The sequence below is a fragment of the Parvibaculum sp. genome (assembly GCF_030694575.1).
In the GTDB taxonomy this organism is placed as follows: Bacteria; Pseudomonadota; Alphaproteobacteria; order Parvibaculales; family Parvibaculaceae; genus Parvibaculum.
Window position 1 is genome coordinate 26,754 of the sequence record NZ_JAUYUS010000064.1, and the last position, 19,973, is coordinate 46,726.

17 protein-coding genes are annotated in these 19,973 nt (G+C 61.5%); 7 read left to right on the forward strand and 10 right to left on the reverse strand.

The window, feature by feature from the left end:
* Positions 1–41: 41 nt before the first annotated feature.
* On the reverse strand, positions 42–365 hold the full coding sequence (locus Q8S60_RS09595; RefSeq protein ID WP_305277775.1) for a hypothetical protein: 324 nt from the start codon (positions 363–365) through the stop codon (positions 42–44).
* Positions 366–429: 64 nt separating this feature from the next.
* The gene (locus tag Q8S60_RS09600) at positions 430–1,209 is read right to left on the reverse strand and encodes a glucose 1-dehydrogenase (RefSeq protein WP_305277776.1); all 780 of its coding nucleotides are present in this window, start codon (positions 1,207–1,209) and stop codon (positions 430–432) included.
* A gap of 159 nt (positions 1,210–1,368) precedes the next feature.
* On the opposite strand from Q8S60_RS09600, the gene Q8S60_RS09605 reads away from it, so the two are divergent.
* On the forward strand, positions 1,369–2,019 hold the full coding sequence (locus Q8S60_RS09605; RefSeq protein WP_305277777.1) for a DsbA family oxidoreductase: 651 nt from the start codon (positions 1,369–1,371) through the stop codon (positions 2,017–2,019).
* A gap of 4 nt (positions 2,020–2,023) precedes the next feature.
* Here Q8S60_RS09605 and mfd read toward each other — a convergent pair whose 3' ends face one another.
* Complete coding sequence (gene mfd, locus Q8S60_RS09610; RefSeq protein ID WP_305277778.1) at positions 2,024–5,530, reverse strand: transcription-repair coupling factor; 3,507 nt, start codon at positions 5,528–5,530, stop codon at positions 2,024–2,026.
* Positions 5,531–5,547: 17 nt separating this feature from the next.
* Positions 5,548–5,853 (reverse strand): succinate dehydrogenase assembly factor 2, encoded by a 306-nt coding sequence (locus tag Q8S60_RS09615; RefSeq protein WP_305277779.1) that lies wholly within the window; start codon positions 5,851–5,853, stop codon positions 5,548–5,550.
* Between the two features lie 97 nt (positions 5,854–5,950).
* Here Q8S60_RS09615 and recG point away from each other — a divergent pair, with 97 nt between their 5' ends.
* The gene (recG, locus tag Q8S60_RS09620; protein ID WP_305277780.1) at positions 5,951–8,035 is read left to right on the forward strand and encodes an ATP-dependent DNA helicase RecG; all 2,085 of its coding nucleotides are present in this window, start codon (positions 5,951–5,953) and stop codon (positions 8,033–8,035) included.
* Here the strand turns inward: recG and Q8S60_RS09625 are convergent.
* The gene (locus Q8S60_RS09625; RefSeq protein ID WP_305277781.1) at positions 8,027–8,770 is read right to left on the reverse strand and encodes a DUF502 domain-containing protein; all 744 of its coding nucleotides are present in this window, start codon (positions 8,768–8,770) and stop codon (positions 8,027–8,029) included. The genes recG and Q8S60_RS09625 overlap by 9 nt on opposite strands.
* A gap of 193 nt (positions 8,771–8,963) precedes the next feature.
* On the opposite strand from Q8S60_RS09625, the gene Q8S60_RS09630 reads away from it, so the two are divergent.
* From Q8S60_RS09630 to Q8S60_RS09650, 5 genes are all read left to right on the forward strand, one after another.
* Positions 8,964–9,998: a hypothetical protein gene (locus Q8S60_RS09630; protein WP_305277782.1), complete on the forward strand. Its 1,035-nt coding sequence runs from the start codon at positions 8,964–8,966 to the stop codon at positions 9,996–9,998.
* Position 9,999: 1 nt separating this feature from the next.
* The gene (locus Q8S60_RS09635; RefSeq protein ID WP_305325871.1) at positions 10,000–11,013 is read left to right on the forward strand and encodes a phosphotransferase family protein; all 1,014 of its coding nucleotides are present in this window, start codon (positions 10,000–10,002) and stop codon (positions 11,011–11,013) included.
* The gene (locus Q8S60_RS09640) at positions 11,014–11,391 is read left to right on the forward strand and encodes a DUF6285 domain-containing protein (protein WP_305277783.1); all 378 of its coding nucleotides are present in this window, start codon (positions 11,014–11,016) and stop codon (positions 11,389–11,391) included.
* Between the two features lie 12 nt (positions 11,392–11,403).
* Positions 11,404–12,552 carry a DUF3089 domain-containing protein gene (locus Q8S60_RS09645; protein ID WP_305277784.1) on the forward strand — a complete coding sequence of 383 codons (1,149 nt, stop codon included), beginning with the start codon at positions 11,404–11,406 and terminating at the stop codon, positions 12,550–12,552.
* Positions 12,553–12,664: 112 nt separating this feature from the next.
* Positions 12,665–13,162, forward strand: coding sequence for a PAS domain-containing protein (locus Q8S60_RS09650; RefSeq protein ID WP_305277785.1), 498 nt, complete (start codon positions 12,665–12,667; stop codon positions 13,160–13,162).
* Here Q8S60_RS09650 and Q8S60_RS09655 read toward each other — a convergent pair.
* The 5 genes from Q8S60_RS09655 to Q8S60_RS09675 all read right to left on the reverse strand — a co-directional run bounded on the left by Q8S60_RS09655 (position 13,159) and on the right by Q8S60_RS09675 (position 19,971).
* Positions 13,159–14,175 carry a hypothetical protein gene (locus tag Q8S60_RS09655; RefSeq protein WP_305325872.1) on the reverse strand — a complete coding sequence of 339 codons (1,017 nt, stop codon included), beginning with the start codon at positions 14,173–14,175 and terminating at the stop codon, positions 13,159–13,161. The two genes, Q8S60_RS09650 and Q8S60_RS09655, sit on opposite strands and share 4 nt — an antisense overlap.
* A gap of 9 nt (positions 14,176–14,184) precedes the next feature.
* Positions 14,185–15,642, reverse strand: coding sequence for an MBOAT family protein (locus Q8S60_RS09660; RefSeq protein WP_305668498.1), 1,458 nt, complete (start codon positions 15,640–15,642; stop codon positions 14,185–14,187).
* Between the two features lie 204 nt (positions 15,643–15,846).
* Complete coding sequence (locus tag Q8S60_RS09665) at positions 15,847–17,049, reverse strand: acetyl-CoA acetyltransferase (RefSeq protein ID WP_012111999.1); 1,203 nt, start codon at positions 17,047–17,049, stop codon at positions 15,847–15,849.
* Positions 17,050–17,061: 12 nt separating this feature from the next.
* Positions 17,062–18,570, reverse strand: coding sequence for a hydroxymethylglutaryl-CoA synthase family protein (locus tag Q8S60_RS09670; protein ID WP_305277788.1), 1,509 nt, complete (start codon positions 18,568–18,570; stop codon positions 17,062–17,064).
* Between the two features lie 141 nt (positions 18,571–18,711).
* Positions 18,712–19,971, reverse strand: a complete 1,260-nt coding sequence (locus Q8S60_RS09675) for a tetratricopeptide repeat protein (protein WP_305277789.1) — start codon at positions 19,969–19,971, stop codon at positions 18,712–18,714.
* Positions 19,972–19,973: the final 2 nt, after the last annotated feature.

Here is a 19,973-nt window from a genome sequence, read left to right on the forward strand (position 1 = left end):
CCGTCAGTCCGCCGATCATGAGCCCTCCGCGCGCGGAGCGCTTACATTGCAGGCGGTCCGCCTGCCTGACTTAGCCAATTACCGGCACGCTGCGCAAGAGAGTCGATCGAATCCGCATCGGCGCCCGATGCTGTCCGGCCGTTGGTGCGGTTGAAATTGCTGTACTGGCCCTTGTGCCCGAGCTTTGGATCGACCCGGTATTCTTCCTGAAGACGGCCGTGTGTCGCGGAAATCTTGTGGCTGAAGCCGAATATGGCTTCGGTCGGATTCAGACCATACGTCCAGACGCAGGCCAGAAACCCCAGAACAAAGCCGGTTACAAGTTTTCCCACGATCATTTCCTTCGGTTGCTCGTCACGCAACATTCTGGAAACTATGAGCGGTTATGCTTAACGAAAGGTTACCCGATACCTAGGTATAAATCCGTACTCAGAGGGATTGGCCGTCATCCACGGTGAAAAGCGAACCCGTGATGAACCGTCCGTGGTCGGACACGAGCAGCAGCAGCGTACCGTCCAGATCTTCCTCGACGCCGAGCCGGCGGCGCGGCCAGGTCTTGATCTGCTTTTGTCCGCCTTCGGATGCGAACCAGTCGGAGTTGAGTTCCGTCTCGATGAAGCCGGGGCACATAGCGTTCACGTTGATGCCCTTGCGGGCCCATTCCTTGGCGAGCGACTTCGTCATCATCGCGACGGCCGCCTTGGTCATGCAATAGATGGTGAGCCCGGGCAGGACCGTGCGCGCGCCGATGGACGCGATGTTGACGATGCGTCCGCCCGTTCCCCGGGCCATCATCGAACGGCCGGCCGCCTGGGCCATGAAGAAGGCGCCCCGCACATTGGTATCGAACATCGTGTCGAAGCCGTCGGGTGTCACATCGGCGGGCAGCGCCTGCACATTCATGCCGGCATTGTTGATGAGGATGTCGAGCGGCCCGAGCGCCGCTTCTGTCTCGGCCATGCAGGCGGCTATGCTTGCCGTATCGGTCACATCCAGCGCGACGGCGGCAGCCGTTCCGCCCAGCGCCTCGATCTCGTTCTTGAGTTCCGTCAGACGCTCCAACCGGCGGCCGGTGATCGCCACCCTCGCACCGGCCTTGGCCAAAATCAGCGCAAAACGGCGTCCAAGCCCGCTCGTGGCGCCGGTCACCAGTGCAACCTTCCCCGTCAGATCGTAGCTCGGAAGAGTGATTTCCGTAACGTCGCCCATGCCTAGCCTGCCTCTTTAGCCGATTGGTTTTGTGCGGATTTCCGCCGGTCGCGGCATCCTATGTGCCCGCATCCGAGCGTCAAGCAGCCTCCCGCCTTGGCGCCGCCGGGCCAAGCCTCCATAATCTCCGAAACAGTCACTGGCGAGGGACAGAAAACCATGCAGCTCGACATCGTCTCCGACACGGTCTGCCCCTGGTGCTACATCGGCAAGAAGCGCCTCGACGAAGCGCTCCAGATACACGGCGGTGAAGGCATCTCGCTCGTCTGGCGCCCGTTCCAGCTCGACGCCTCGATCCCCGAAGGAGGCGTCGACCGCAAGGCTTACATGGAAAAGAAGTTCGGTACGGAAAAGGCCCGAACTGCCGGCAACACGATCCGCGAATTCGGTGAGGCCGTCGGCATCGATTTCCGGTTTGAAAAGATCGAACGGTCGCCGAACACTCTGGACAGCCATCGCCTCATCCGCTGGGCCGGCACCGCCGGATGCCAGAACGAAATGGTCGACATCCTCTTTCGCCGCTATTTCGAGGATGGCGAGGATATAGGCTCCCACGACGTTCTCGCCGACGCGGCGACGGAGGCCGGCATGGATGCCGATATCGTGCGCGATCTCCTCCTCAAAGATGCCGACAAGGAACTGATCCGGCAGGAAGACATGCTCGCGCGGCAGATGGGGATATCGGGCGTGCCGAGCTTCGTCGTCAATTCGAAATGGGTGATGGTCGGTGCGCAGGAACCTGAAACACTCGTGAGGATGTTCAACAAACTCCTCGCGCGCGAAGCCGAGGAAGCGGCTGCGGCTCAATAGCGGTTCAGGCAGCCTTGGCCAGCGCGGCAAGCTTCGCGAGCGTCGTCATCAGGCGATGCGTACCCGCGAGCCGTTCCGCCGGCGTTTCCCAATCGCGTTTGAAGACGAGCTTGTGATCCGGGCGCAGCTTCGCATTGCCGCGCTCGTCGTTGATAACCTCGACCAGCGCGCCCGGATTCGGGAACGTATTTTCGCGGAAGGAAAGCACGACACCTTTCGGACCCGCTTCGATCTTCTCAACATTCGCGGCCCGGCAGAGACCCTTGATCTCCACGATCTTGAGCAGGAATTCGACTTCCTGCGGCAACTTGCCGAAACGGTCGATCAGTTCCGCGGCGAAGCCGTCGATCTCGGAGCGCGTTTCGACGTCGGACAGGCGCCGGTAAAGCGCCATGCGCGCATCGAGGTCGGGAACGTAACCATCCGGAATGAGAACGGGCGTCCCGACATTGATCTGCGGCGACCAGTGGCCTTCATCGTCTTCGATGCCGCCGCGCATGGATGCCACGGCTTCCTCCAGCATCTCCTGATAAAGTTCGTAGCCAACTTCCTTGATATGGCCGGATTGCTCGTCGCCGAGCAGATTTCCTGCACCTCGAATATCGAGATCATGGCTCGCGAGAGAGAAGCCGGCGCCGAGCGAGTCAAGCGATTGAAGGACGCGCAGGCGCTTCTCCGCACCGGCCGTCAGCGTCCTGTTCGCGGGCACCGTGAGATAGGCGTAGGCGCGCGCCTTGGACCGGCCGACACGTCCGCGCAACTGATAAAGTTGCGCAAGACCGAACATGTCGGCGCGATGCACCACAAGCGTATTCGCCGTCGGAATGTCGAGGCCGGATTCGACAATGGTCGTCGAAACGAGAACGTCGTATTTCCCGTCATAGAACGCGGTCATCTTGTCTTCGATTTCACCGGCGGCCATCTGGCCATGCGCGGCGATGAACTTCACCTCCGGCACATATTGCCGGAGAAATTCTTCAGCCTCGGCGAGGTCCGCGATGCGCGGAACGACATAGAAGCTTTGCCCGCCGCGATAATGCTCGCGAAGCAGCGCCTCCCGAACCACGACGGGATCAAAAGGCGAGACGTAGGTGCGCACGGCCAGGCGGTCGACCGGCGGCGTCGCGATGAGCGACAATTCGCGCACGCCTGACAATGCCAGCTGAAGCGTGCGCGGAATCGGCGTCGCGGTGAGCGTAAGAACATGAACCTCGGCCCGAAGTTTCTTCAGCTGCTCCTTGTGCACCACGCCGAAATGCTGCTCTTCATCGACGATGACCAGTCCGAGATTGCGAAACTTTATCTGCTTGCCGAGCAAAGCATGCGTGCCGATGACGATGTCGACCTGTCCGCTGGCAAGCCCTTCCCTGGCTTCCGTCATGTCCTTCGCCGAAACGAGGCGCGACATCTGACGAAGCTTGACGGGTAATCCCTGAAAGCGGGTTGCGAACGTACGATAGTGCTGCCGCGCAAGCAGCGTTGTAGGAACGACGACCGCAACCTGGAAGCCCGCCAGAGCGGCGACGAAGGCCGAGCGCAGCGCGACTTCCGTCTTGCCGAAGCCGACATCGCCGCAAACAAGCCGGTCCATCGGCCGGCCGCGCGCGAGATCCTCCAGCACGGCATCGATCGCCTGTTCCTGATCTTCGGTTTCGGTAAAGGGAAAGCGCGCGCAGAATTCGTCGTAGGCGCCGGGCTGGGGCTCCATGGCAGGCGCGCTCTTGAGTTCGCGTGCGGCGGCGATCTTTATGAGTTCCGCCGCCATCTCGCGAATACGTTCCTTGAGACGCGCCTTCCGCGCCTGCCAGCCCGTGCCGCCGAGGCGGTCGAGCTGCGCATCCTCATCGTCGGAACCGTAGCGCGACAGGAGTTCGATATTCTCGACCGGCAGATAGAGCTTGTCGCCGCCGTGATAGATCAGGAGGAGGCAATCATGGGGCGCGCCCATAACCTCGATCGCCTGCAGCCGCTCGAACCTGCCGATGCCGTGATCGACGTGCACGACGAGGTCGCCCGGCGACAGGCTCGATGCTTCCGTCAGGAAGTTCTCGGCGCGCTTCTTGCGCCTCTGCCGGACGAGACGGTCGCCGAGGACATCCTGTTCGCTGATAAGCGCAAGCTCATCCGTCTCGAAGCCGGCTTCCAGACCGAGAACAATCAGCGAAACTGCACTTTTGTTAACGGCGTTAACATCGGCCCAGCTATCCGCCAGGAGAACATTTCCGATACCGTGGTCGGCGAGAACATGCTGAAGCCGGTCGCGCGCGCCCTCACTCCAGCTTGCAATGGCGATGCGCTTGCCGGCACGGCGCAGCCCAAGAATGTGTCCCCCGAGAACCTCGAAAATGTTCACCCCATCCTGAGCGCGTTCCGGCGCGAAGTTCCGGCCCTGCTTGCCGCCCAGGTTGATACCTGCGGTCTCGGGAACGCTGAACGGCGTCAGTGCGCGTACGCGCCGCTCTCCGATCACCTTTCCCCACTCGTCGGCCGTGAGGTAAAGCGCGTCCGGCTTGAGCGGTTTGTAGCTTGGCGCGTCGATGGCGAGCTTGGCTTCACGCGCAGTTTTGCGGGCTTCGACGCGTGCTTCGTAGTAGTCGCCGATCAATTCGAGGCGCGCGGAATTCGCGTCTTCCGCCTGCGCGTCAAGCGTCACCATGGCATCCGAAGCGTAATCGAAAAGCGTTTCGAGCCGCTCGTGAAAGAGCGGCAGCCAGTGTTCCATGCCCGCATGCTTGCGGCCTTCGCTGACCGCCTCGTAGAGCGGGTCGCCGTCGGTTACGGCTCCGAGCGTTGCCACATAGGCCGCGCGAAACCGTCTGATCGCTTCCTTGTCGAGATGTATCTCGCTTGCAGGTACCAGATCGAGCCCATGTAACTGACCGACGGTGCGCTGCGTGGCGGCATCGAAGCTGCGAATGGCATCGAGCGTGTCGCCGAACATATCGAGCCTGACCGGAAGCTCGAAGCCGGATGGATAGATGTCGACGATGCCGCCGCGCACGGCGAATTCTCCAGGCTCGCGGACGGTTCCTGTCCGGCTGTAGCCATTCGCGGCGAGATAGCTTGTGAGTTCGTCCAGGTCGATCCGGTTACCGGTCCGGGCAGACCATGCTGATGTCTTGACGGTCTCACGGGCGGGAACCCGCTGCAGAACGGCATTGACGGTCGCGAGGAGTACGAGCGGTTTCTCGCCGGCCCTCTCCTGCCGCGCAACGAGGCGCGACAACGCCGCCATGCGCCGCGCGCTGATATCCACGTTCGGAGACACGCGGTCATAGGGAAGGCAATCCCATGCCGGGAAGCTCTCGATTTCGATATCGGGCGCGAAGAACGCTAGCGCCTCGGCGAGCGCAGCCATGCGCGCATCGTCGCGCGCGACATGCAGGATCGTTTGCCCTCCCTCGGGCAGGCGCCGCGCCATGTCCGCCAGAACCAGCGCGTCGAAGCCCTCGGGCGTTTCGCCCAAGGTCAGACGGCCTGGCGCCGAGACGATTTCAGTGAATTTCTTCAAGCAGATGGCTGCCCCGGCTATCGCTGCCAGAGCGGTCCCTTCATGTGATTGAACGTGCGGATTCGGGCCAGCAGCCCTGTATCGTGTTCCGGGGCCACGTTTTCGCGTCCGGTGACCCAGTTGTAAAGCGTCGTATCTTCGACGGCGATCAGCTCTTCATATTGATCGAGTTCCGAATCCGTCAACGATTCCAATGTGCTGTCGGCAAAATGGCCGAGGATGAGGTCCATTTCCTTGATCCCGCGGTGCCACGAGCGGAACTTGAGCCGCCGCAGGCGCACATCGCGGTCGAGGTGGTCTCCGGGCTCTCCAGTCTCAGCCATGTCTGTCTCCGCGTCGCATGGCCGGGATATAGACCGTGAGCGCTCCCATGTCATTAGAATGGCCGCATGATTCCCAGCTGTCCCCGGAGCGCGGCCGATGCGGCCTGAAGTGCTTTTTCCCCTTTTCGCGCCGGCGCGCTCGCTGCCGGGCATCGGACCACGCCTTGAAGCGCTGGTCGAGAAGCTTGCGGGGCCGAAGGTCGTCGATCTGCTTTGGCACCTGCCATCCGGCCTGATCGACCGCCGCAACCGGCCAGCCATCGCCGAGGTGCGCGACGGCGACATCGCGACCATGGAGGTGACGGTCGGGCTTCACATTCCGCCACGGACGAAACGGCTCCCTTATCGGGTACATGTCTTCGACGACACAGGCGAGATGCAGATCGTCTTCTTCAACGCGAGACCGGAGCACGTCGCCAAGCTGTTGCCCGAGGGCCAGCGCCGGATTGTTTCGGGCCGCGTCGAGTTTTATCAGGGCGCGCCGCAGATGACGCATCCGGATCATATGATCGGGCTCGATGAACTGGCTGACCTGCCGCTTCTGGAGCCGGTCTACCCGTTGACGGCGGGCCTGCCGCTGAAAGCGATCCAGAAAGCCATTCGGGGCGCGTTGCCGCGTCTTCCGGACCTGCCGGAATGGCAGGATGGGCCCTGGCTCAAGGCACGCGGTTGGGCACCATGGAAAAACTCGCTCGTCGCAGCGCATGAACCGCAATCCTCCGCCGATCTCGAATCCGACGCCTCTGCCCGCGCGCGCCTCGCCTATGACGAATTGCTGGCAAACCAGCTGGCGCTCGGTCTCGTAAGATTGCGCATGCGCCGCCTGCCCGGCCGCTCCATCACCGGCGACGGGCACCTGAGGAAGAAGGTGGAAGCAGCCCTTCCCTTCGCGCTGACGGGCGCGCAGCTTCGGGCCCTCGCGGAAATCTCCGCCGACATGAAGAGCGAGCACCGGATGTTGCGTCTGCTGCAGGGGGATGTCGGCAGCGGCAAAACGGTGGTGGCGTTGCTCGCCATGCTGAACGCAGTAGAGGCGGGCTTTCAGGCCGCCATGATGGCACCGACGGAAATTCTCGCACGGCAGCATTACACCACGCTGGCACCGCTATGCACCGCAGCGGGCATCCGCCTCGAACTGCTGACCGGCCGCGAAAAGGGAAAGCGGCGGGAGGATATCCTCATGGCGCTCGCAAACGGGGATATCGACATACTGGTCGGGACCCATGCGCTGTTTCAGGGCGATGTCACCTTCAGCGATCTTGCCTTCGCCGTCGTCGACGAACAGCACCGTTTTGGCGTGCATCAACGTCTCATGCTGACGTCCAAAGGCGGGACGGGCACGGACGTACTGGTAATGACGGCGACGCCGATCCCGCGCACCCTGACGCTCACCGCTTATGGCGACATGGACGTGTCGAAACTCGACGAGAAGCCGCCAGGGCGAAAGCCCGTCGATACGCGCGCCCTTCCGCTCGACCGGCTGAACGATGTAGTCGCCGGCCTCAACCGCGCACTTGCGCGAGGCGATCAGGTTTACTGGGTCTGCCCGCTTGTCGAGGAATCCGACGAAGTCGACGCGGCGGCCGCCGAAGAACGTCATCGGCACCTTCAATCGATTTTCGGTGAGAAAGTCGGGCTGGTGCACGGGCGCATGAAAGCCGCCGACAAGGACGCCGTCATGGCCCGCTTTCAGGCGGGCGAAATTCGTATCCTTGTCGCAACCACGGTAATCGAGGTCGGTGTCAACGTGCCGACGGCCACCGTCATGGTGATCGAGCACGCCGAACGCTTCGGCCTCGCGCAGCTTCACCAGTTGCGCGGACGTGTGGGCCGCGGCGGGGATAAATCGAGTTGCCTGCTTCTTTATCAGGCACCGTTGGGGGAAACGGCTGCCGCCCGCATCAAGATCATGCGCGAAACGGAGGACGGTTTTCGCATCGCCGAGGAAGACCTGCGGCTACGCGGGGCGGGCGAACTCCTTGGCACACGCCAAAGCGGCTTGCCTTCGTTCCGTCTCGCGAATATCGAAACACAGCAGGAATTGCTGGCCGCAGCCTATGACGACGCACGGCTCATTCTCGACCGCGACGCAGAACTCGAAAGTCCGCGCGGCCAGGCATTGCGCATATTGCTGTATCTGTTCGAGCGGGACGAAGCGATCCGCTACCTGCGATCAGGATGACGCCGTCCGTGGATTGGCGACAACGACCGCCTCCGGCGTCTCGCCAGGGACCTTGCGCGGCGGCTCGACGAGACCTGCGGAGATGATGAGCTTCGCGCCCTCCTCGATCGTCATATCCAGAATTTGCACATCGGCACGCGGCACAAAAAGAAGAAAGCCGGACGTGGGGTTCGGCGTCGTCGGCAGGAAGACACTCATGAGATCGTGGCCCGTCCGGTCCACGATTTCGCCCTTTGTCTGGGTTGTGATGAAGACGATGCAGTAGATTCCCCGACGGGGATATTCGATGAGACCGACGTCACGGAACGAGGCGTTGGACTGCGAGATCACCGTCTCGAAAATCTGCTTGAAGGCACCGTAGATGCTTCGCACCACAGGCATCCGGTCGACAAGCCGCTCCCCGAAATTGAGCACCGCCCGTCCGAAGAAATTGGCGGTAAGCGCGCCGAGCAGCGTCAGCAGCACGAAAGCGATAAGGAGCCCGAGGCCGGGGATATCGAAAGGAAGATAGTTATCCGGCTGATAACGGTCCGGAATGAGCGGCGTAAACCAGGTGTCGATCAGGTCGATGAACCAGCGGGTGATCCAGATCGTAAGGCCGATCGGAGCCGCCACGACGATGCCGGTCAGGAAGTAATTGCGGATTCTCGTCATGAAACCGATGGGCTTGGCAGGCAGAATCAAATGCGGCTCGGTGCCTGGCCGGTTCGGGTCTTCGCTGTGCTGATCGCTCATCTGAACCGCCGCATGCCTCACATTTTTGCCGCCGCCCCAAGTTGACGCCGGGGCGCGCTGGCCTCGGGCGCGCCGCCTCTTTCATAGCATTGTGCCCCTTCCCTGTCAGGCCTATGCGCTTCATCATGCTCCCAATCGGCATAAATCGGGGGCTGGAAGCTCCCGCAAAACAAGCCTTTCTGGGAGAAACAGCATGGCCAGAACTCAACCGGGAACAAAGCTTCGGCTCGCACCCGAAGACGAATACACCCACACGCCCGACGCGGCCTCGAACTATAACGAGAGCATGTATTTCAACATGTTCGACCCGGTGAGAAAGACCGGCGGCTGGTTCCGCCTCGGCAACCGGCCCAATGAGGGCTATGCCGAAATGTCGAACTGCCTCTATCTGCCCGATGGCCGAGTGGCGTTCATGTACGCCAAGCCGAAAATTACAGGCAACGAGGAGATGAATGCGGGGGGGATGAAATTCGAAGTGATCGAGCCCCTAAAACGTCTTCGCGTCACTTATTCCGGCAAGGCGGTCGTTCTCGCCCGGCCGTTCGACATGGCCGATCCGGCCAAAGCCTTCAAGGAGAACCCGGTGGTTCCCTGCGAGGTGGCGCTGGACTACGAGGGTGTATCGCCGATGTTCGGCGGTGAGACGGTCAAAGAAGACGGGTCGCCGCTCGACCTGGATCCGGAAAAATCATTCGCCAAGGCTCACTATGAGCAGCACATGGCGGCGAAAGGTTATTTCAAGGTAGGCGACGAGCGTTTCGACGTCTCCGGCTTCGGTCTGCGGGACAAGAGCTGGGGGCCGCGTTACTGGCAGGCCATCCACTGGTATCGCTGGCTGCCGATGAATTTCGGGCGAGACTTCGGCATGATGATTTCGGTGGTGACGAACGCGGAAGGCAAGCAGCATCAAGGCGGCATGGTGTTGAAGGACGGCGTCTACGACCTCATAAAATCCTGCAGCATCGAAAGCGACTGGGACGAGAATTGGTATCAGACGGGGCTCCGGGCTCACGTTGAAACGGAATCCGGCCAGACCTACGACGTAGAGGGCAAGGTGCTGTCGCTCATTCCCCTGCGCAACCGGCGCAAGGGCCCGGACGGAGAAGAACTCAACACCCGCATCACCGAGGGCATGACCGAGTATCGCTGTAACGGACTGACTGGCTATGGCCTGTCCGAGTATCTCGACCAGATCGTGGACGGAGCGCCTGTCGGCGCGGGGCATTGAAATGGGCGCGGAAGCCAATCCGATAGCGGCACCGCTGGCCCATGTCGTCCGGAACCGCATCGCGGGTGCGACCGGCGTTGCCGGTCTGAAACGGCTCTCCGGCGGTGCCAGTCAGGAAACCTGGTCCTTCGACGCAATCACCTCCGGCGATCCGGTACAGCTCATTCTGCGCCGTGCCCCCGGGGGGGAACGAGCGCCGAGCGCCACGGCCGTGCCGCTGGAAACCGAGGCCCGCCTGATCGGCCTGGCCGGCGGCGTGGGCGTACCCGTGCCGACGGTGCGCCACATCCTCGCCCCGGAGGACGGGTTGGGCCATGGCTTTATCATGAACCGCATCGCGGGCGAGACCATCGCAAGGAAAATCCTCCGCGACGATGAATATGCAAATGCGCGTCCGAAGCTCGCCCGCCAATGCGGGGAAATCCTCGCCCGACTCCACAACATCGATAAAGCGTCGCTGCCGCCCCTCCGCACATCGCCGGCCCGCGCTGAAATCGAGCAGTATCTCGGCGTTTACAAGGCGCACGGTCATCCCCATCCGGTATTCGATCTGGCTCTCAGATGGCTGAAGGAAAACGCACCGCCGGAGTCGACGGACCACACCCTCGTCCATGGCGACTTCCGGAACGGCAATCTCATGATCGGACCCGATGGTGTCCGTGCCGTGCTTGACTGGGAACTCGCCCATATCGGCGATCCAATGGAAGATCTCGGGTGGATTTGCGTGAATTCCTGGCGCTTCGGAAATATAGACCAGCCGGTCGGCGGCTTCGGCGCGCGCGAGGATATGTTCGAGGGATATGAGGCGGCGGGCGGCGCAAAGGTCGACCCTGCCCGCGTCAAGTTCTGGGAAGTGCTCGGGACGCTCAAATGGGGCATCATGTGCACCATCATGGTAACGGCCTTCAAAAGCGGCGCGGACCGCTCCGTCGAACGCGCCACCATCGGCCGCCGCTCATCCGAAACGGAAATCGACTTGCTGCGCCTTTTGGCGCCGCGCGCGAAGGAGGCATGAATGCAGGACCAGCCGACAGCGAGCGAACTCGTCGAAGCCGTGGCGGATTTCATCCGCAATCACGCCATGCCGCAGCTGCAGGGCCATGCCGCTTTTCATGCCCGCGTAGCTGCAAATGCACTCGACATCGTGAAGCGTGAGCTTGAAGTCGCGCCAACGGCCAATCCGGATGAGCGCCGGCGGCTGACCGACCTGCTCGGCCATGACGGACCGCTGGAGGAGCTCAACAGCGAGTTGTGCGCAAGGATCGAGGCGGGCGAGATTGGACTCGACACACCCGGCCTTGCGGATCACCTGTGGAAGACGACGCTTACCAAGCTCGCGATCGATCAGCCGAACTACTCGGGTTATCGGCGCGCCCTTGAGGAAAGCCGGTAAGGGGGACAGAACATGTTGCGCAAGAGCCTGACGGTACTTCTCGGTCTGGTGGCCATTTTCGCTGTTGGCGCCGGCATTCTCTACTTCAACAAGCCCGCCCAGTATTTCGTTCTGCTGAAGCCGTGGTCCGGCTTCGATCCGGCGAAGGCGCCACCCGCTGCGGACTACGCTTCCGACGACGCATGGGCGGCACTGCCGGAACGAAACGATAAGGCCGATGTTGTTCCCGCATCGAGCACTGCAATGGACAATCAGGCCCATGCGGATGTCGACGTGTTTTTCATTCATCCGACGACTTACTACGGCAAGGCCGGCTGGAATGCGCGGTTCGATGAGCCGGGCTTCCCAATGGACCGGCTGGAAAACGGCGTGTTGCGTTATCAGGCAAGTGCCTTCAACGGCTGTTGCCGCATTTTCGCGCCGCGCTACCGGCAGGCGACTGTCTATGCGTTCATTGGCAAGGGCGCGGACGAACACGCGGCGCTCGACCTGGCCTACCGGGATGTCGCACAGGCCTTCGAAAATTTCATCGCCGAGCGGAACGATGGCCGGCCCTTCATACTGGCCGGGCATAGCCAGGGAGCCCTTCACGGATCGCGGCTATTGCAGGAGAAGATCGCCGGAACGCCGCTCGCCGACCACATGATTGCGGCCTATTTGATCGGTTCCGCCCTGCCTGCGGATCTTGGATTGGATGGCATCGCGCCGTGTGCCGCGCCAACGGACCTCCATTGCACACTCAACTGGAACTCAATGAACAATGCAGCCCCTCGGGCCGGCTGGACGCAGGAAGGGACAACCTGGATAGGTGGCGAATACCGGATGGTCGGCGGCGCGCCCATCGCCTGTATCAATCCACTCAACTGGATAGCAGGCGGAGCCGCCGAGGCCTCGGAAAATCTCGGCAGCCTCCCCTTCACAGGCTCGGACAAGGATTTCCCGGCGGCGCGCAAAGAGCTTACCGGCGCAAAATGTGAAAACGGTATGCTGATCGTATCCCCACCCGAAGACGCGGAAGGCTTCACCTACGGCGTGCGTACCGGCGATTATCACATTTACGACTACAACCTCTTTTACATGAATATTCGGGCAAATCTGGAGGAACGCGTGGCCGCCTTTCTCGCCACCCGAGAACGCGGGCAAGCCCGGCTGGATCAATAAACACTTACGAACCGGCGAGCGCCAAGTGACGGTTTGGTAAGCGTTTTCAGGTCAAATCCTCCGGTCCGGCAAATTGTTGCCGGAGGGTTTGTATGAGTACCAGGTTGTTTCAGTGGCTTATCTCGAAGTCGATATTTCGGCCATCTCCTCCCGCCATCCTGTCCGCGCTTTCGATACCTACTGGTCGCACCACGCGCTCAGTGCCGGAGTGCCATCCCGCAACCAGATCAATCCGGGCGAGATTGCCGGTCTTCTTCGGTGGCTTCTGGTACTGGAGGTGGTCCCTCGACGGGCCGATATAGAGTATCGCTATCGTCTGGCGGGCACAGGCTGCACCGAACTCTTCGGCATCGACTACACCGGGAAGGTGCTCGGTGAAAATCTGACGCCTGAAGGGGAGGAAATCCGGCGTCTGGAATTCGGCCGGGTGCTGGAAAATCTCCGGCCCATTTTTTCGACCTCAAGTCTGCCTATCAAGACCAGGGAGTTCATCACCGTTCACCGCGGCGTTTTTCCGGTATCGGCGTCGGGAGATGGGGCAGATCAGATTTTCGTGGTCGTGGCCCCGACCGTGACCGAATGCGCATTCCGCGCGCCCGTGACGGCCTAATCCGCCAGCCCTGCCCGAAGTTCACTGTTATAACTCCCCAAACGTTGCCGATAGATATCTCCCATCTGCCGGGACGAAAGCGCCTTCACATTGAGAGTATCCGGTAGCCCGCCCGAGAGCAGGGACCGCGCCACGGCCGCGTTGGCCGGTTCGGAGTAATGCGTCCCGTCATATGTGTTCGCCGTGTCGATGGTGAGCGCCGAGGGGACCCCATAGTCTAGGAAACGGTCGAATTTCTCCGAAGCTGCATGAAGCACATGCACATAATCGCCGAGCCAGCCGGCATCATCGTAGGATTTGATCGCCCATGCGGAGATGGGCGGCACATAGCCGACAAGTTCTGCGTCCGGAAAGATTTTCCGCATGTCGTCATAGAAACGCACACGCTGCGGGGCATTGAACTTTCCCGCCATCAGATCGCGAAGCGGCACTCTGGGATCGTAGGCCGGCGCGCCCGGAGCGACGTTACAATTGAAGTTGCGGTCATAGACACGGTCCAGCGGCGACACCCCGAAAAGCGTCTGTTTGGACATCGAGACGGCGTCGAGTGACAGATAGGTCAGGAACGGAGATTTCGGCGCCCCGCCCTCCTTTATGAATGGAGGGATGTTGACGCCGCCGATGCGTTCGCGAAAAGCGGCGGCCGGCACTCCCATGATGACGAGCCTGGGTTTGAAACCCCGCGCCCCGACGTAGCGTGCGAAGGCGACAGCTTCCTCCGCCTTGCCCGCGGAAAACGCGAAGTTGAAACAGCGATAGCCTTCGATCTTGTCCTCGGGCAGCAACGTCACCCGGCTGTCGCCGAAGATCAGGCAGTCATAGCGCTCCGGGTCGGCAAGAAACCGGTTGGTCTTGCTCAGACGTTCGTTGAACGCATAGTTGACCGTCCCGAGCTTGTTGCCGCCGAAATACCACATGGGGTCCACGGCCGCATTGAAGCCGAACGCCAGCAATCCGCACACGACCACAGTCGCGAAGATCGTCGCCAGATAGGCCGGTGCGTATTTGCTCATGTTCATGGGTCAGAACTGGAAATAGAGGAATTCACTGATGCGCTGAAGGCTCAGTAAGGACGCGGCGGCGGCGAGCCCAACGGCAACTGCCACGCGCTTGCTCGGACGCCAGAGCGCAAGGCGAGCGAAGCGCGTACCATCGACCGGCAGCAGCAAGGGGTCGCGGCGGCGGTCCGCCCACTTGTAGTTGAAGGCCGGACGCACCATTGCCAGCCACTGCTGAGTGTTGGGCCAGAACCACACGATGCCCATCCAGAAGACGAGCCATGCGATATCCTCGATGAGACGGTGCGGGCTAAAATTATCGAGCGGGAGCGCAACGAGACCTCGATAGATTGCCGTCGCCGCATCGATGTCGACGGCACGGAAGAGAACCCATGCCAGAGCCACGCAAAGGAACGTGAGCGCGCGCGCAATGCCGCGCGACCACCATGTGTTGATCGGCTTCCGTGGCAACGCATTCCAGCCGTGGTTCACAATCAGCATCAGCCCGTGCGCTGCACCCCACAACATGAAGGTCCATGCCGGCCCATGCCAGAGACCGCCGAGTGCCATGGTGATGAAAAGATTGAGATAGCGCCGGACCTTGCCGTGCCGGTTTCCGCCGAGCGCGATATAGAGATAGTCGCGCAGGAAGCGTGACAGTGTCATGTGCCAACGGCGCCAGAAGTCGGTGATGCTCAGCGCCTGATACGGCGAATGGAAGTTCAGAGGCAGCTTGATGCCGAAGATGCGCGCGGCGCCGATCGCCATGTCGGAATAGCCGGAGAAGTCGAAATAGAGCTGGAAGGTGTAGGCGAGCATTCCCTCCCAGGCATCGAAGAACCCGATATCGTTGCCGGCGGCCGCGCTGTTGAAGACGGCTGTCGCGACCGGCGCCGCATTGTCCGCCAGCACAACCTTCTTGAAGAGACCGATGAAGAAGATCGTGAGTCCGATCGTGACGTTCATCCGGTCGAAGGCGAAGCCCCGGGTCTGTTTGGTCTGCGAAAAAATCTCTTTGTGATGGACAATCGGGCCCGCAATGAGCTGCGGAAAGAACATCACGAAGAAGCAATATTCGAGAAAACTGTGCGGCTCCACATCTCCGCGCCGGGCGTCGACCAGATAGGCGATCTTCTGGAAGGTGAAGAAGGAAATCGCGAGCGGCAGAACGATATGCTGCAACGGGAAATCCGTTTCGAGAACGGCGTTCGACGTTCCTATCAGGAAATCCGTGTACTTGAAGAAACCGAGAGCCCCGAGATCGACCGTCACGCCGAAGGCGGTAAGGAAGGTTGCCGCACCGCCTCCCGGCTTCAGCCGCTCGTTCAGAATGGCCTGCGCCATCAGGAAGTTGAAGATCGCAAGCCCGATCAATAGCGGCAGATAGATGGGATTCCACCAGCCGTAGAAGAAGAGCGACGCAAGCACGAGGAAACCGAGGCTCGCCTCGCGGCCCATATAGGCGCGAATGACGAAGCACAACAGTGCCGTCAGTGGCAGGAAGCCAAAGAGAAAGATGGGTGAGTTAAAGAGCAATTGGCGAGACGGGCTCCGGCCCCGGATGGGGTTCGAACTGTACAGGAATCGGGAGAATCCTGCTTCGGAAAAGGAATGTCATTACCAACCAAGGCATAAAAAAGGCCGGGAACAACCCCGGCCTTTTCCTCGCATGGATTTTCCGGCGGGTCAGGCGCCCTGGGCACCGATGATCGTTACCGAGCAGACGTTCTGGGAAGGCGCGCCGCCCAGATTGTGGGTAAGGCCGATCTTCGGGTTGGCAAGCTGCCGCTCGCCTGCGCGGCCCTGAAGCTGGAGATACATTTCATAGGCCATCCGAAGACCCGAGGCGCCGATGGGATGACCGAAACACTTCAGGCCGCCATCGATCTGGCATGGAACCTTGCCGTCGGCGTCGTAAAACCCGTCCATGACGTCCTTCACCGCACCACCTTCGGGCGAGATGAAAAGATCTTCCATGGTTACGAGCTCCGTAATCGAGAAGCAGTCATGCACTTCCATCATGCTGACTTCCTCGCGCGGATTGTCGATGCCGGCTTCCTTGTAGGCCTTCTTGGCCGCGATCCGCGCCGTATGGAAGTAGCTGCCGTCCCAGCTGTTATGCTGGGATTCGAGGCCGTTCGAAACCGAAAGCTGCATCGCCTTCACGGTGACGATGTCCTTCTTGCCCATGGCCTTGGCAATTTCCGGCGTGGTAACGATCACCGCCGCCGCGCCGTCGGACACGCCGCAGCAATCGAAGAGACCAAGCGGCTCGGCGATCATCGGGGCATTCATCACCTGGTCTTCGGTCACTTCATTGCGGAGATGGGCCTTGGGGTTCTTCGCGCCATTGGCATGGCTCTTCACGGAAACATGCGCGATCGCGCGCTTGAGGTCTTCCTTGCTGACGCCATGCTTCGCCCGATAGGCGGAGGCGAGCTGCGCGAAGTTGCCCGGCGCGGAGCCCGACGGCGACCATTGCGGATTGAGCGTGCCCATGTTGCCGACCGGCAAGCCGCCATAGCCCGTGTCCTTGAGTTTCTCGACACCGACCGCGAGTGCGATATCGGCTGCTCCGGAGGCCACCGCATAAACGGCGCCGCGGAAGGCTTCCGAGCCGGAGGCACAGAAGTTTTCCACGCGGGTCACCGCGATGTTCGGAAGCCGCAGCGCGACCGAAAGCGGCGTGCCGCCCTTGCCGGTGCCGATCTCGTCGATATGGGTCGAAAACCAGGCCGCATCGAGCTGCGTCGGCTCGATACCGGCATCCTGCATGGCTTCGAGATAGGCCTCGACCATCAGTTCTTCCGGACCCGCATCCCAGCGTTCGCCGAACTTCGAGCAACCCATGCCGAGGATCGCGACCTTGTCCTTGATACCTGCCGCCATGTCCGTTTCTCCCTATTCGGCCGCCTGGCCCGTTTGTGATTTTGCTGCATTCGCCGCGACAGGAACCGCCTTCCAGAAATACCGCCGGAAACCGCGCTTCTCGTCGAATTCCTTGATCCGGAAGACGAGCTTCACTTCCATGCCGGAATCGACCGTGCCGGCCTCGACATCCGTGAAATCCATCATGATCCGGCCGCCTTCCTCGAACACGACCATGCCGTAATGGTTCGGCGGGTTCATGCTGAAGGAGAGGAAGTCCGCGGACCAGGAGAGGATTTTCGCCTTCTTCTCGGCGAACTTGTAAGGCTCCTGCGTGTCGACCGTATGGTTGTTCGGATTGACCGAAATGCGGGACCTGGGGAACTGGATGACACCCGTTTCCGTGCACCGCCCGCCCACGAGACCCATCAGCATGTCTTCGTTGCGGTAGAGCGTGGTGAGCGCGGTCTTCTTGTCCTGCTCGGCGCGCATTCCCTTTTCCCATTCAATGAGGCCATTGAAGGTCAGGAATTTGAGGTAGTTGGTTTCCTCGGTGCGATTGGCGAGCGAGCCGACAATGCCGCGCTTGCCGGCCTGGCTCGAGAGCTTGTCGGTCACTTCGAAGACGAGGGCGTCGCAACCGCCGCCGAAATGGAGAACCATGACCTTGTCGCCCGGCTTCGCTTCCTTCTGCAACGTGTGAACGAGCATGACGAGCGAATGGGCCGCGCCGGTCTCGCCGCAATTTGCCGCAAGCGTGTCCCGCGCTGCCTCCGGGGCTATGCCCGAACGCTTCGCAAGCTGCTGGACGAACTTGTCGCCGAAACTGCACGGCATAACAAAATGTTTGATATCTCCGGCACTTACACCGGATTTCTCAAGGGCAGCCTTCACTGCCCGGGGAACGATTTTCGCGAACCCCTCATCGCGAATCCAGCGTTCTTCCCAGTTGTAGTCGAACTCTTCCGTACCGCCGCGAAAATGGTCGACGAAATCGACGGTGAGGCTCGCCCCGCCGAGATAGGTGGCGATCACATTGTCCGTACCCACCGTTACGGCGGCGGCGCCATCGCCGAAATCGAGTTCCTGGGCGGTGACCGCTTTGGTTTTCCGATGATCGGATGCGAGCACCAGCGCGTGCTTCGCCTCCCCGGCCTTCACTGCCGAAAGCGCCTGCATCAGTGCCGAGGTGCCGGCACGCTGCGTCGACGCCACATCGACCGCGCGAACCTGCTCGCTGAGCGTCAGCGCGGCCGCGATGATGCCGCTGTTGAGGCGGTCCTTGAACGGCATCGTCGTCGAGCCGAAATAGAGCGCGTCCACATGGCTGCGGTCGTCGTCCGGGCCGAGCAGATCGCGGGCCGCTTCAACTGCCATCGTGACGGCGTCTTCGTCCCAATTCGCCATCGAGCGCTCGCCCTTCCCCTTGCCGAGGAAGTTGGGCGCCACCCAGGCGTTTGCCTGTGCAACGGCCTTTCGCTGCAACCGAAGCCGCGGGATATATCCGCCAAATGCTGTAAGTCCCACCGTCTGCTGGGCCATACGTCTCCCTTTCCCAAACCGTCTGGTTATTGTTGGAGGGGAGTTTATCGAGGAATGCCGGTTCGCTACAACCGCCAGGAGGAACTGCCGACATCACCCGCGCTGCCGCTACGTCATGCACCGAATGAAGCGACCGGCGCGCTATCCGTCGACGACGATGCACTCGATCTTGCGCGCTTCGAGAGATTTGCAGGTGGCTCTCGCCTCGCTGACCCCTTCGAAAGCACCGGTTCTCAGCCGATAAAAAATGCCGCGCTCGCCAAGGTCCGCCTTCTGGATCGCATAGTCGAAACGACCGAGGATAACAGAAGCCTGGCGGGAGATTTCCTCCCAGGCCTGCGCGGCAAGATCGGGCTCCCGGAAAGCGCCGAGCTGCAGACGGTAGCGCGCATGCCCGGCCGATGACGGGTCTTTCGAAGCCGCAGCCTGCTTCTTGGTCGCCGGAGCTTGCCGCGCTTCGGGAAGCGCCTCCGCCGGCCTGAGCGATCCGGTTATGAGGGTGTCATTGTCATCGGCCGCCGCCATGGCCTTCGCGCCGGGCTCCGGCGGCGGAAAACGGGTCGCCGTCGTCCGCCAGCCGCCAACGCTGGCAATGCGGATAACCTTCCCGCCTTCATGGCCGGAAGACGCGGCCTGGAATGGCGCAACGGTGGATGGCAGAACTTCCGGCACGGGCTTGGCGGACGGCGGCTCATTGTTTTCCGCCGCGGACGCAAGCTGAGGAGAGAGCGCCGTCAGCTTCGTGTTCGCCAATTCGAATTCCGGGTCCAGGGCAAGGGCTTGCCGGAGATCGGCGGCGGCACGCTCAAGATCGCCCGTCTGTTCGAGCGCCAGCGCGCGGCCGAATAATGGCAGCTTGCGCTCCCTGCCCTGCATGTTGTCGATGGCGGCCGAATAATGCTCGATGGCCTCCGCATAGGCCTGCCGGCGCCGTTCCAGATTGGCGAGATTGTGGTAGGCGGCCGCATAGTTGGGTGTCAGTTCGACCGTCTTCAGATAGTCCTTCTCCGCCTCGTCTCCCTTGCCGGCATTGCCGTAGGCGATGCCGCGGTTGTAATAGGCCCGCGACAGCACCGAGGGCGGCAAGGCGTTTGTTTCGATCGCCCTTGTATAGTCGGCAATGGCGGCGTCCTGCTGGCCGATCTTCTGGAAGGCGACGCCCCGGTGATGATAGGCGACCGCGCGCCCCTCGGGCGTCAGGCCGCCACTGTCGAGCGCGTTGGAAAAGTCGACTGCTGCCCTGTCGTACTGGCCGAGTTCAATGGCGTCGGCTCCGGCTTTCATCAGCGCAGCCGCTTCCTCGGCCGCGGTACCCGCCTGCGCCGGGCGCGAGGTGGTTGGAGAAAGGGCGAAAAACGCCACGAGAAGGGAAACGGCAAAGACGTGCCCTTTTCCGCTCATCT

Bases quoted from the DNA above. Each gene is read 5' to 3' on its own strand.
- Q8S60_RS09645 (WP_305277784.1), top strand. From the start codon at position 11,404: ATGTTGCGCAAGAGCCTGACGGTACTTCTCGGTCTGGTGGCCATTTTC.
- Q8S60_RS09630 (WP_305277782.1), top strand. From the start codon at position 8,964: ATGGCCAGAACTCAACCGGGAACAAAGCTTCGGCTCGCACCCGAAGAC.
- Q8S60_RS09595 (WP_305277775.1), bottom strand. From the start codon at position 365: ATGTTGCGTGACGAGCAACCGAAGGAAATGATCGTGGGAAAACTTGTA.
- Q8S60_RS09615 (WP_305277779.1), bottom strand. From the start codon at position 5,853: ATGGCTGAGACTGGAGAGCCCGGAGACCACCTCGACCGCGATGTGCGC.
- Q8S60_RS09600 (WP_305277776.1), bottom strand. From the start codon at position 1,209: ATGGGCGACGTTACGGAAATCACTCTTCCGAGCTACGATCTGACGGGG.
- Q8S60_RS09675 (WP_305277789.1), bottom strand. From the start codon at position 19,971: ATGAGCGGAAAAGGGCACGTCTTTGCCGTTTCCCTTCTCGTGGCGTTT.
- Q8S60_RS09605 (WP_305277777.1), top strand. From the start codon at position 1,369: ATGCAGCTCGACATCGTCTCCGACACGGTCTGCCCCTGGTGCTACATC.
- Q8S60_RS09665 (WP_012111999.1), bottom strand. From the start codon at position 17,049: ATGGCGGCAGGTATCAAGGACAAGGTCGCGATCCTCGGCATGGGTTGC.
- Q8S60_RS09670 (WP_305277788.1), bottom strand. From the start codon at position 18,570: ATGGCCCAGCAGACGGTGGGACTTACAGCATTTGGCGGATATATCCCG.
- Q8S60_RS09625 (WP_305277781.1), bottom strand. From the start codon at position 8,770: ATGAGCGATCAGCACAGCGAAGACCCGAACCGGCCAGGCACCGAGCCG.
- Q8S60_RS09655 (WP_305325872.1), bottom strand. From the start codon at position 14,175: ATGAGCAAATACGCACCGGCCTATCTGGCGACGATCTTCGCGACTGTG.
- Q8S60_RS09640 (WP_305277783.1), top strand. From the start codon at position 11,014: ATGCAGGACCAGCCGACAGCGAGCGAACTCGTCGAAGCCGTGGCGGAT.
- Q8S60_RS09635 (WP_305325871.1), top strand. From the start codon at position 10,000: ATGGGCGCGGAAGCCAATCCGATAGCGGCACCGCTGGCCCATGTCGTC.
- recG (WP_305277780.1), top strand. From the start codon at position 5,951: ATGCGGCCTGAAGTGCTTTTTCCCCTTTTCGCGCCGGCGCGCTCGCTG.